Origin of the sequence: Deinococcus sp., from assembly GCF_018260555.1 — a bacterium.
Lineage (GTDB): Bacteria > Deinococcota > Deinococci > Deinococcales > Deinococcaceae > Deinococcus.
Map to the genome: position 1 here is coordinate 1 of NZ_JAGLBB010000073.1, position 12,018 is coordinate 12,018.

Consider the following 12,018-nt stretch of genomic DNA (forward strand, 5'->3'; position numbering starts at 1 on the left):
CGCCAGTCGCGCCGCCGACGCGTCCGGCCTGGGCAGGCACGGGCTGGGGCTGGCGCTGGCGCGGCACGTGGCCACGCTGCACGGCGGCACGCTGGACCTGGACAGCGCGCCGGGCCAGGGATTCACGGCCACGCTGCACCTGCCGAGCTGATCCGGACTCGGGGAGGGCGCGGCGGGTGGGAGCAGGGCGGGTTCTGCTCAATCGCAGTCCGTATGATACGGATTCCGATTGATTCGGCGTACTTCCGAATCAATCCGAGCGGACGCGAGTAGGAACAGCATACGGATTGGGCGGTATGGAGCCGCAGACGGTGCTTTTCCGACTGTGGCGCAGTGGAGCGGCAGTCCGTATGAGCTGCGGGAGAGCGGGTGCAGGCTGGGCGGTCTGCTAGGCTGGGCGGTAATGACACAGGCGGATACAACGCGCTGGAGCGCCGTGGTGCTGGGCGGCGGTGATCCGGGCGATCCTTTTGCAGCGGCACACGGCGTGAAGGTCAAACCGCTGATTCCCGTGGCGGGTGAACCCATGGCCCTGCACGTCCTGCGCGCCCTGCGCGGCAGTGGCCGGGTGGCGCGCGTGGCGTACGTGGGTCCCATCACCCCGCCGCTGGAAACCTTCGTGGATGCCCGCGTGACCGATCACGGCACGCTGCTCAGCAACCTCGAGGCGGGCGTGGAGGCCCTGCGCGCCGCCGGGTTGCAGCCGGGCGAGCGGGTGCTGGTCGTCACGGCCGACGTGCCCATGCTGCGCCCCGACGAGATTCGCAGTGTGCTGGACAGCGCCCCGCTGGACGCCGCTCTGGTGTACCCGGTGGTGCGGCGCGAGGTGTGCGAGGCCGCGTACCCCGGCGTGAAACGCACCTACGCGCGCCTGAAAGACGGCACGTTCACGGGCGGGAACCTGTTCATCCTGGACCCGGCGCTGATCGGGCAGTTCCTGCCGAGGCTGCGCGGTGTTCTCGCGGCCCGCAAGGCCCCGCTGAAACTCGCGGGCCTGATCGGGCCGGGCGTGCTGCTGCGCCTCGTGACGGGCCGCCTGACCGTCGCGGCGCTCGAGGCCAAAGTCTCGGCGCTGCTGGGCGTGGAGGCCCGCGCCCTGATCACCCCGCACGCCGCCGTGGGAACCGACGTGGACAAGGACGCTGATCTGCTACTGGCCGAGGCGGCCCTGAAAGGCGCGCCGTAGTCCTGAACGGTCCCCGCATCCTCCGCGCGAACCTGGACCGCGTCCCAATTCCGGGTGATACGGATTCCGATTGATTCGCTGCAGTTCTGAATCAATCCGAGCGGACGCAAGGAGGAGCAACAGACGGATTTCGCGGTGTGGAGCCGCAGGTGGCGGCCTTCCCGACCGCGGCGCAGTGACGCGCAGTCCGTAGTATGGGACCGGTTTTTTGCGCCTGAACGTCAAAAACCTGTCTTGCCTGTGCCCTTGCGGCGGTCCGTGCGGGTGTGCATACTGTTCCCCATGCCTCACGTGATCGTAAGCCCCTGCATTGGCGTCAAGGACCAGGCCTGCACCGAAGTCTGCCCGGTGGAATGTATCTACGACGGTGGCGACCAGTTCCTGATCCACCCCGACGAGTGCATCGACTGCGGCGCGTGCGTGCCCGCCTGCCCCGTCAGCGCCATCTTCCCCGAAGAGGACGTGCCCGGCGGCGAGGAAGAATTCATCGTCAAGAACCGCGTTCACTTCGGCCTGTAAGCACCTCTTACCGTCTGGACTCCCGTTAAGTACACTGCGTTAATCCTGTAGATAAACCGCGTGGAGCGCGGAGCAGCAAGCAAGTACGTTGGGGCGGGACTGGAGAGCTTCCGGCACTGTTCCGGCATCTCGCACTGGTTGCTTCGACGTACTTAAATGGGGAGCCGCCTAAAAAGGGGAGTCGCCGCCCAGCGAGGAGGCGAAAAACGGGTGGCGGGCGTGGCGTCGGCAACCCGGCGCCGCTGCCGCGTGTGCACGAACCAGACGGCAGTCCGCTCTGCTCCCGCCCGGCCGCTGCTCCCGCCTGGTCTCTGTGCCCGGCGGGAGTTTTTTGCCGCCCCCGGCCCCTTTCGTCCGGCCCCTTGCTCTGTCGGGCCTGCCAGGGCTAGCATGACCGGCGCTGCGCCCACACCCTGCCCGGGGCGGCGCGCCCCAGGAGGTGACAGACGTGAACCCCGAACCACTGGACGCCGAACCGCCCAGTTCCAGCCTGCCCCGCACCGGACAGGCCGTCCCGGTCACGCCCGCTCATTCCCTGGAGGTCGCGCCATGCGCCACACACCCCCCGCAGGCCGCGCCGCATGCTGACCTACTACCGCAGCATCGGCGGGAAACTCACCACCACTGACGGGTACGTTGACGGCTGCTGGATCAATGCCGCCGACCCCACCAGCGAGGAACTGGGCCGCATCAGCCGCGAGACCGGCCTGGACCTCGATTACCTGTCGTACTCCCTCGACCCGGATGAACGCTCCCGCTTTGAACGCGAGGACGGGCAACTGCTGATCATCATGCAGACCAGTTACCGCCTCCCCGAGGAAAGCGACATCCCCTACGACACCGTACCGCTGGGTATCCTGCACACCGATCACTGCGTGGTCACCGTGTGCGCCCTGCCGGAAAACCCGGTCGTGAAGGACGTTGTCAGCGGCCTGGTGCGGCGTGTCAGCACCAGCAAGAAAAACCGCCTGACGCTGCAACTGTTCCTGCGTAACGCCCAGCGCTTCCTGATCGACGTGCGGCAGATCAACAAGCGCGTGGACGCCATCGAGGACAAACTGGAGAACAGCCAGCAGAACCGCGAACTGCTGAACCTCCTGAAAATCGAGAAGAGTCTCGTGTACTTCATGACCGGCCTGAAAGCCAACGAGGCCATGATGGAACGCGTGAAACGCGACCGCATCTTCGAGATGTACGAGGAAGACAGCGACCTGCTCGACGACGTGCTGATCGAGAACCTCCAGGCGATCGAGATGGCCAGCATCGCCAGCAACATCCTGACCAGCATGGCCGGCGCCTTCGCCAGTGTGATCAGCAACAACGTCAATCAGGTCGTGAAGGTCCTGACCGTCACCACCATCCTGGTCGCCATCCCGACCCTGGTCACCAGCATCTTCGGCATGAACGTCCCCGTTCCGTTCCAGAACAACCCGCACGGCATCTGGATCGTCCTGGGTCTCGCCGTGGCCCTGGCCGTAGCTGTGGCCGGCGTGTTCCACCGCCTGCGCGTGCTGTAAGGGGTTGATGGTGAATGGGTGATGGAAGGAGCGACCTGTCCATCAACCATCGACTGTTCACTTTCTACTCTTTGCTGACGTACAGCAGCGCGCCGAACAGCGCCAGGTTCTTCAGGAACTGACCCTGCTGCTGCGCGCGCTCCTTGCCGCCTTTGTCCCAGAAGGGGTGGCCGATGACCGTGGTGGGAATCAGGCTGGTGGCCAGGGTGAGACTGGCAGCGCGGGGCAGCAGTCCGGCGGCCAGCAGCGCACCGGCTCCAACCATGACGCCACTGTTGAGCTTCACGGCCAGTTCCGGTTCGGGAACCTCGGCTCCACGCGCCGCCCGGACAATCGGGTCGGGGTGTTGCAGGTGATCCAGGCCGTTCTTGATGAAGATGCTCGCGAGCAGCGCCCGCCCGATGAATTTCGTCACGCTCATGGGTACCCTCCTTGGAACTTGGCCGGAGTCTAGCGCAGCCGCCCACCGCGCCCAGGGTGGAGGTACGGACTGCGATTGAATGGGCTGCAAAGACCGTCCAATCGCAGTCCGTATGACACGCATTCCGCTCCATTCCACCACAGTCGGAAAATCGCCGCCTGCGGCTCCATACCGCCCAATCCGTCTGCTATTCCTACTCGCGTCCGCTCGGATTGATTCGGAAGTGGGCCAAATCAATCGCAGTCCGTGTGAGGCGGGCAGGAACTTCACATGCCCTGAATGACCGACAGTTGCCGGGTCAGGTCCGCCATGACGCCCTGCACCGCGAACGCCCCGGTAGACAGCAGGCGCACGTACTCCTCCTGCGTCAGCGCGCCTTCCTCGGCGCCGCCCTGCACCTCGATGATCAGGCCGGTGTCGGTGGCGACCACGTTCAGGTCCGCGCGCGCCACCCGGTCCTCGGCGTAATCGAGGTCCACGCGGACTTCGTCGCCGAGCAGGCCCACGCTGATCGCGCCCACATTGTGCGCGATGGGCCAGTCGGTCAGCTGCCCCTTCTGAATCAGGCGGTCGCAGAAGTCGTGCAGCGCCGCGTGCCCCGCCAGGATGCTCGCCACGCGCGTGCCGCCGTCCGCGACCAGTACGTCGCAGTCCACGTACAGCGTCTGGTTCCGGAAGTGCCGCAGGTCCATGCTGGCCCGCAGCGCGCGCCCCAGCAGCCGCTGAATCTCGTAGCGGCGGCCGTCTTGCAGGTTGCGTTCGCGGGCCTGCCGGTCGGTGGTGGCGCGCGGCAGCATGGAGTACTCGGCTGTCAGCCAGCCTTCCTTGCTGCCCCGCATGTGCGGCGCGGCCTTGTCCTGAATGCTGACGGTCGCCATGATCTCGGTGCGGCCCATGATCAGGTGCGCGCTGCCCGGCGCGTGTGGGTTCACGCCGCGCTTGACGTTCAGCGGGCGCGGCTCCAGAAGGGTGCGGCCCTCACGGACCGGGAGAGGCTGGGGGGTGCTGGGGCCTTTGGGTGGTGTGCTCATGTATCAATGGACTCAATTCTGGGCAGCGTGGCCGCCCGGTTGGATTGACCGTCAGTATAGGCCTGCCCACCCTGAAGGCTGCCCCCATTCCCGCTGGCGGCCAGCAGCGCCGCGATGACCGGCGCGGCCCGCTGCACGTTTCCCGTCACCAGGAAGCGTTCCTGACCGCCCGCGTCCCGCCCGGACAGCAATCCACGTTCCGTCAGCACCCGCCGCGTGTGCCGCGCGACCGCCGGCCCGCTGTCGAGCAGCGTGAACGTGTCCCCGAATCCGGCGCGGATACTGCCCGCCAGGAACGGGTAGTGCGTGCAGCCCAGCACCAGCCCGTCGGCGCCCGCCTGCGCCAGCGGCGTCAGGATCTCGCGCAGCACTGAGCGCGTCCGCGCGGAGTCCGCCTGCCCCGCCTCGACCAGTGGCACCAGTTCAGTACTCACGGCTTTCATGACCTGCACGCCCGCCGGGTCCGCGAACTCACGGATCACGTCTGCCAGCAGCGTGCCGCGCAGGGTGCCGGGGGTGGCCAGCACGCCCACCACGCCCGAACGGGTCGAGAGCACCGCCGGTTTCACCGCCGGGACCAGCCCGATGATCGGCATCTCGAACCGCGACCGCAGGTGCCCCAGACTGAACGTCGACGCGGTGTTGCACGCCACCACCACAGCCTTGACGCCCCGCGCGTGCAGCGCCGAGACCGCCCGGTCCGTCAGGTCCCGGATCTCGTGGTCCGGGCGGGCTCCGTACGGCACGTGCGCCGTGTCCGCCAGGTACAGCAGGTCCTCTCCAGGCAGTGCGCGGCGCAGCTCCGCCAGGACACTCAGACCCCCCACGCCACTGTCGAACACGCCAAGCGGTGCGCTACTCATCTGCGCTGATGATACCGGCTGTAGGTGCGGGGTTCCGGGCAGCGGTGTCGGCTCGTCCAGGCGGCCGGTGCTGTTCCTCCTCGCATCCGCCCGGGTTCATTCGGTGCAGTGCCGATTCCACCAGAGGCCGGGTCACTCCGCTCAGGACGACCCGCGATCCAGACTCTCGATGGCGGCGACGGCCACGGCAGCCACCTGAATCAGCTCCTCGCGGTACTCGCTCAGCGGGCGGCGGCCCCGGATGGCGGCCCGCTTGTCGAAGGTGGGGTGCAGGTGCTCGAACGCCGCCTGATTGGCCTCGCCGACCTCCTCCGCGAGGATCATCAGCCAGGTGGCCGGGTCGTGTGCCTGCGCGCCCCACTTCGCGTCCTGACGCTCGCGTTCGCGGCGCACCTGTGCCAGCACGCCCTCAAGGCTCACGCGCCGGCCAGCGCCCCGCGCAGCGTGTCACCCAGCGCGCGGATGCCCTGTGTGATCTGCTCGGGCGTGGCGCTGCTGTAACTGAGGCGCATGGTGTTCTGGCCGCCGCCCAGCGCGTAGAAGGGACTGCCCGGTACGTACGCGACCTTGCGTTCCACCGCGCGGGGCAGCAGCGCCTGCGTGTCCACGCCTTCCGGGAGGGTCAGCCACAGGAACATGCCGCCCTGCGGGGTGGTGTACTGCACGCCCGGCGGGAAGTCCGCGCGGATGCGCTCCAGCATCAGGCCCGCGCGCTCGCCGTACGCCTGCCGCACCCGCTCGATCTGGCGGGGCAGGACGGTCTCCACGAGTTCCGTGACGATCATCTGGTTCAGGGTGGGGGTGTGCAGGTCCGCGCCCTGCTTCGCCTGAATCAGCTTGGCAATGACCGGCGCGGCGGCCTGCACCCACGCGTCCCGCAGGCCCGGCACCAGCGTCTTGCTGAACGAACTGCTGTAGATCACGTGGTTGCGGTCCGGATGGCCGTGCAGTTCCAGACCCAGGCTGTACAGGCTGGGGGCAGGCTCCCCGCTAAAGCGCAGCGCGCCGTACGGGTCGTCCTCGATCAGCAACACGCCATGCTGCGCGGTCAGTTCCACCAGGCGGCGGCGTCGCCCGGCGCTCAGGGTGCGCCCGGTCGGATTCTGAAAGTTCGGCACGGCGTACAGCAACTTGGCCTTCAGGCTGGGCAGCAGGTCTGCCAGGGCCTCCACGTCGATGCCTTCCTCGTCGGTGGGCACCTGCACGTAGCGCGGGCCGTACGGCTGGAAGGACTGCAAGGCGCCCAGGTACGTGGGCGCCTCGACGAGCACCACGTCCCCCTCGTCGATCAGGACCTTCCCTAGCAGGTCCAGTCCCTGCTGGCTGCCGGTCACGATCTGCACGTTGCTCGCCGGGATGCCCGCCTGCGCGCCGATCCACTCGCGCAGCGGCGGGTGCCCCTCGGTCGTCGAGTACTGCAGGGCCGCCGGGCCGTAGCGGTCCAGGGCGGCCAGCGTGGCGCCGCGCACCTCCTGCATCGGGAACAGTTCCGGGGCGGGCAGGCCCCCGGCGAAACTGATCACGTCCGGCTGCTGCGTGATCTTCAGGATCTCGCGGATGGCGCTGGCGTTCATGCTACGCGCCCGCGCAGACAGCCGCGCGTGAAGGTCCAGGGTCGGAACGGTCGGGCCGGTACTCATGCCCGCCATCCTACGCCCAGGCCCGGCCCGCCGCCGAGCGGTCTGGTCTCCCGTCCCCCCGGCCCAGACATGTGGAACGGCCCGGGCATCCGGTCACGTCCGGCAGGTAAAATGGACAGCGACTATAAGGAGGTCTGTTCATGCTCGTCACCGGTAATGACATTCTGATTCCCGCCCGCGCCGGCAAGTACGGCGTCGGCTCGTTCAACACCAACAACATGGAGATCACGCAGGCGATCATCCACACCGCCGAGCGGCTGCGCAGCCCCGTCATGGTGCAGATGAGCGAGGGCGCCATCAAGTACGGCGGCCAGGACCTCGCCAGCATCGTCATCGACCTGGCCCGCCGCGCCACCGTGCCTGTCGCGCTGCACCTCGACCACGGCAGCTCCTACGAGTCGGCCCTGAAAGCCATCAAGATGGGCTTTACCAGCGTCATGATCGACGCCTCGCACCATGACTTCGCCGGGAACGTCAAGGAAACCAGGCGCGTCGTGGAAGCCGCGCACGCCATGGGCATCAGCGTGGAAAGCGAACTCGGTCGCCTGGGCGGCATCGAGGAGCACGTCGTCGTCGACGAGAAAGACGCCTTCCTGACCGACCCCGAGGAAGCCGTGCAGTTCATCGAGCAGACCGGCACCGATTACCTCGCCATCGCCATCGGTACCAGCCACGGCGCGTTCAAGGGCAAGGGCCGCCCGTACATCGACCACGCCCGCATCGAGAAGATCGCTGGCCTGACCGGCATTCCCCTCGTCGCGCACGGCAGCAGCGGCGTGCCGCAGGAGATCGTCGAGCGCTTCCGCAAGGCCGGCGGCGAGATCGGTGACGCCGCCGGTATCGCCGACGAGGACCTGCAGCGCGCCACGCAGTTCGGCATCGCCAAGGTGAACGTGGACACCGACCTGCGGCTTGCCAGCACCGTCGGCATCCGCGAGGCCCTGGCCGCCAACCCCAAGGAATTCGACCCCCGCAAGATCTTCGGCCCGGCCCGCGACGTCATGGCCCAGGTCATCGAGCACAAACTCGGCGTGCTCGGCAGCGTCGGCAAGGCCTGATCCTTCCCCCCTTCCGGGCAGCAGAGGCGGCTCAGCAGAGGCGACCCCGTGCGCCTGTGCTGCCATTGACACCGGCCCTCCTTTTTCGGAATTCGCTCGGGTTGAAAGCCGTTGTAACCCTTATAACCAGAGGCCACCCTGCGCCTGGTTCAGAAAACCCCGCCTGTGCAGCGGAGAATTCTCACCATGGCGCACTATGCTCGCCAGTGCATGAAGGTGCCCTCGCCGCTCTCCGCCCTGGTTCTGACGCTCGGCCTGCTGACGACCGGGCAGGGCGGCAGCGCAGCCGGGCCTCCTGCCCTGCCCGCCGGGTGGCAACCCCGCCTCGCCGCGCTGCTCCCGGTGAGTGCGCAGCCGGTCACGTTGCTGGAGCGCCGGCCCAGCATCTCTACCGTGGACCTGCAACTGCGGGTCGCCAGTGTGGGCGGCAACCCGCAGGCGCTCCAGCAGGTGATCGTCAGTGCCGCGCGTGGCGTGCCCCCCACCTACGACCAGCGGCTGGGTATCTCCCGGGACGAATTCAAACGCTATCTGGTCTTTCAGGAGACGCTCGCCTCGACCGGCAGGACCTTCCGGCTGGCCGTGACCCGCACCGCCACCCAGGTCGCGTTCGGCGACGGACCCGACATGAACGGCGTCCTGCGGGGCGTGACCATTGACCTGAAAACAGGTGAGATGCGCGGCCCGGAAGGGTTCACGGCCCGCCCCACCGCCGTTACCCCTAGCGAGAACCCGGACCAGGGCCTGGATGTCCGCGGCGGATTCCAGTGGCGCATGACCGGCAGTAACGCCACCACCGGTTACGGGGTGCGCGGAACCCTCAGCCTGCTGCAACTGGCGGGGGGGCGCACGGTCCTCAGTTACACCCGCACCAGCATGATCCGCCGCGTGCCCGATACCGGCGAACTGATCGTCGAGTACACCCGCTAGGCGGCCCGCCTCCCCGGCCCCGCTGACCAGCGTCTGACGCGAGGTCAAGGTTTCCTCACGCTCCCTTCAGAGCGAGTCACGCCCGGACGCCTACGCTGGGTCTCATGAAGAAACGGAACCTCCTGATGCTCGGCGCGGCCCTGACGCTGGGCGGCCTGAGTCAAGCTGACGCCGGTCGCCTCTCCCCGACCCTGCTGGCCCGCGCGCAGAAAGGCGACACGTCGAAAGTCGGCGTGATCGTCCGCTTTAACCTGCCGAACGACGCGCGGGGCCGGGCGCAGTTCAAGAACCTGCGCTCGCAGCTGAACACCGTCGTGGCTCAGCTCGGTTCGGCCGCCGGGATCGTGAGTGCCAGCAGTGTCAAGGAGGCCACCAGCCTGTGGCTCGACCAGAGTATCTTCCTGCCCCTGAGCCCCGTCGAGGCGCGGCGCATGGCGCAGCTGCCCTTCGTGTCGGACGTGTTCGAGAACTTCAAGGTGCAGATTCCCAAGCCGCAACGCGCCGTGGCGCTCAGTGCCGCCGCCGCCGCGCCCGGCGAGGCGTGGCACCTCGCGAAGATCGGCGCGCCGCAGGCCTGGGCCGCCGGATTCAAGGGCCAGGGCGTCAAGATCGGCCACCTGGACAGTGGCATTGATGCCAACCACCCGCAGTTGAACGGGAAGGTCACGGCGTTCGCCGAGTTCAACGGGGAAGGCGAACGGGTCGCGAACGCGCAGCCGCACGACACTACCAATCACGGCACCCACACGGCCGGTCTGCTGGTCGGCAGCACCGTGGGCGTTGCGCCGGATGCAAGGGTCATCAGTGCGCTGGTCCTGCCGAACAACGAAGGCACCTTCGCGCAGGTGATCGCCGGGATGCAGTACGTGCTGGACCCGGACAACAACGCCGACACCGACGACGGCGCGGACATCGTGAACATGAGCCTGGGGATTCCCGGCACCTTCGACGAGTTCATCGTGCCGGTGCAGAACATGATCAAGTCGGGCGTGGTGCCCATGTTCGCCATCGGGAACTTCGGCCCCACCTCGGCCAGTACCGGCAGTCCCGGCAACCTCCCGGACGCCATCGGTGTGGGCGCCGTCGATCAGAACGGGCAGGTGGCGAGCTTCAGCAGCCGTGGCCCCGTGAACTGGACCAGCGCCATCAGGGGCGTGTTCGTGAAGCCTGATATCGCCGCGCCGGGCGTGGAGATCACCAGCGCCTTCCCGAACGGCCAGTACGGCGCGCTGAGCGGCAGTTCGCAGGCCAGTCCCATCGCAGCGGGCGCGGCGGCCCTGCTGCTGTCCGCCAAGCCCGGAACCAGCGTGGACGGCATCAAGAACGCGCTGTACACCAGCGCCAGCAACGCGGGCAGCAAGAACAACAACACGGGCTTCGGCCTGATCAGCGTACCGGGGGCACTGGGAAAACTCGGCGTGAACGCGAGTGCGCCTGCCCCGGCCCCCACCCCTGCACCCGCGCCCACTCCGGCTCCCGCGCCCACCCCTGCGCCCGCTCCAGCCCCGGCTCCCACGCCCGCTCCCACGCCAACCCCGACTCCAGCACCCACCCCGACTCCAGCACCGACCCCGGCTCCAGCACCGACCCCGGCTCCGGCGCCCATCCCCACCCCAGCGCCCACGCCCGCTCCCACGCCCACCCCGGCTCCTACCGGCCCGGCCGGGTACAGCCTCTGCGCCCTGGAAGGCAGCAAGTGCGACTTCAGCGGGCAGAAGGACGCCGCGTTCGGCACGGCCGGTAAGTACCTGACCGGCATCGGCACCGACGGCTTCAACTGCACGGTGGCCGAGTGGGGCGGCGACCCCGCCCCCGGCATTCGCAAGGGCTGCTTCATCAAGGACCGTCCGGGCAGCGGCGCGGCCCCCACGCCCACCCCGGCACCCGCCCCCACCCCGGCCCCCAGCGCCAGCCAGAAACCCCGAGTCCTCCTGGTCGATGACGACATGGGGCAGGGTGCCGACGTGACGGCCGCGCTGCGTGACGCCATCAAGGCCAACGCAGTCAGCGGCGGGGCGTTCGTGTGGAACACCCAGTCGCAGGGTGCCGTGCCCCTGAGCGAAATGAAACGCGTGGACATCGTCGTGTGGGCGACCGGCGAGCAGTACCAGAACACCATCACGCCCGCAGATCAGAACACCCTGCAGCAGTACCTGGCGGGCGGCGGAAGGGTCCTGATCACCGGGCAGGACATCGGGTACGACATTGGAACGAGTGCTTTCTACACCGGCACCCTGAAAACCCGGTTCGTGGCCGACAGCAGCGGGAACGCCCGCTTCGTGACCGGCGGGGCTTTCGGCGCCACGGCCTTCACCCTGAACGCCCAGGGCAGCGCCGCTAATCAGTACTACCCGGACGTGATCGCGGATCTGGGTGGCAGCGCCACCGTCGCCAGCTGGGGCTCCGCAAACGCCACTGCCGGGACCATCACCGCTCAGAGCATCCGCGTGGACCCCAACAGGAGCCGCGCCGCGCAGAAGGTGCAGGAGCCGCGCGGTCTGGTCGAACGGATCGCCGGCAGCATCATCGGGGGCGTGCTGAATCAGATTCTGGGCGGCAACACCCAGGCGCAGAGCCAGAACCGCCCGCGCGTGGGCGCCCAGTCGGCCGGTGAGAACGCCGGAGCGATCGTCGCGAACGACGCCGGGAAGTACCGCACCGTCACCATGGGCTTCGGCTTGGAAGGCCTGACGCCAGGCAGCCGGACGGCCCTGATGAAAACCAGCTTCGACTGGCTGATGAAGTAATACGGATTCGGATTGATTCAGAACTGCACCGGTAACTGCTCAGCAGGGGACGATCAGACAGAGAAATTGGGCATGAGAATATCCCCCGTGAACACGCTGACCAGTC

The 12,018-nt window shown here is 67.9% G+C and carries 12 protein-coding genes; 7 read left to right on the top strand and 5 right to left on the bottom strand.

Going from position 1 to position 12,018, the window contains the following annotated elements; all coding sequences use genetic code 11:
* From QZ271_RS12325 to QZ271_RS12340, 4 genes are all read left to right on the top strand, one after another.
* The coding region (locus QZ271_RS12325; protein ID WP_291431917.1) for an ATP-binding protein at nucleotides 1-151 on the top strand (151 nt) is incomplete at its 5' end.
* A gap of 252 nt (nucleotides 152-403) precedes the next feature.
* A complete protein-coding gene (locus tag QZ271_RS12330; RefSeq protein ID WP_291431896.1) occupies nucleotides 404-1,186 on the top strand; it encodes an NTP transferase domain-containing protein in 783 nt (260 codons plus the stop codon).
* Between the two features lie 282 nt (nucleotides 1,187-1,468).
* Nucleotides 1,469-1,705, top strand: a complete 237-nt coding sequence (locus tag QZ271_RS12335; protein ID WP_189103622.1) for a ferredoxin — start codon at nucleotides 1,469-1,471, stop codon at nucleotides 1,703-1,705.
* A 581-nt stretch (nucleotides 1,706-2,286) separates the two neighbouring features.
* Nucleotides 2,287-3,222 (top strand): magnesium transporter CorA family protein, encoded by a 936-nt coding sequence (locus tag QZ271_RS12340; RefSeq protein ID WP_291431899.1) that lies wholly within the window; start codon nucleotides 2,287-2,289, stop codon nucleotides 3,220-3,222.
* Between the two features lie 64 nt (nucleotides 3,223-3,286).
* On the opposite strand, the gene QZ271_RS12345 is transcribed toward QZ271_RS12340, so the two are convergent.
* From QZ271_RS12345 to QZ271_RS12365, 5 genes are all read right to left on the bottom strand, one after another.
* Complete coding sequence (locus QZ271_RS12345) at nucleotides 3,287-3,643, bottom strand: DoxX family membrane protein (RefSeq protein WP_291431901.1); 357 nt, start codon at nucleotides 3,641-3,643, stop codon at nucleotides 3,287-3,289.
* Between the two features lie 266 nt (nucleotides 3,644-3,909).
* A complete protein-coding gene (gene rph / locus QZ271_RS12350) occupies nucleotides 3,910-4,674 on the bottom strand; it encodes a ribonuclease PH (RefSeq protein WP_291431903.1) in 765 nt (254 codons plus the stop codon).
* On the bottom strand, nucleotides 4,671-5,537 hold the full coding sequence (murI, locus tag QZ271_RS12355; protein WP_291431906.1) for a glutamate racemase: 867 nt from the start codon (nucleotides 5,535-5,537) through the stop codon (nucleotides 4,671-4,673). Before murI ends, rph begins: the two co-directional genes overlap by 4 nt.
* Nucleotides 5,538-5,678: 141 nt before the next feature.
* Nucleotides 5,679-5,957 (bottom strand): hypothetical protein, encoded by a 279-nt coding sequence (locus QZ271_RS12360; RefSeq protein ID WP_291431908.1) that lies wholly within the window; start codon nucleotides 5,955-5,957, stop codon nucleotides 5,679-5,681.
* The gene (locus QZ271_RS12365) at nucleotides 5,954-7,177 is read right to left on the bottom strand and encodes a PLP-dependent aminotransferase family protein (RefSeq protein ID WP_291431909.1); all 1,224 of its coding nucleotides are present in this window, start codon (nucleotides 7,175-7,177) and stop codon (nucleotides 5,954-5,956) included. Before QZ271_RS12365 ends, QZ271_RS12360 begins: the two co-directional genes overlap by 4 nt.
* Before the next feature lie 140 nt (nucleotides 7,178-7,317).
* Between QZ271_RS12365 and fba the strand changes: the two genes are divergently transcribed.
* The 3 genes from fba (at nucleotide 7,318) to QZ271_RS12380 (ending at nucleotide 11,912) form a co-directional block, all read left to right on the top strand.
* Nucleotides 7,318-8,235 (top strand): class II fructose-1,6-bisphosphate aldolase, encoded by a 918-nt coding sequence (gene fba / locus QZ271_RS12370; protein ID WP_291431911.1) that lies wholly within the window; start codon nucleotides 7,318-7,320, stop codon nucleotides 8,233-8,235.
* A 210-nt stretch (nucleotides 8,236-8,445) separates the two neighbouring features.
* On the top strand, nucleotides 8,446-9,165 hold the full coding sequence (locus QZ271_RS12375) for a hypothetical protein (RefSeq protein WP_291431913.1): 720 nt from the start codon (nucleotides 8,446-8,448) through the stop codon (nucleotides 9,163-9,165).
* 104 nt (nucleotides 9,166-9,269) lie between these two features.
* Nucleotides 9,270-11,912 (top strand): S8 family serine peptidase, encoded by a 2,643-nt coding sequence (locus QZ271_RS12380; RefSeq protein ID WP_291431914.1) that lies wholly within the window; start codon nucleotides 9,270-9,272, stop codon nucleotides 11,910-11,912.
* Nucleotides 11,913-12,018: the final 106 nt, after the last annotated feature.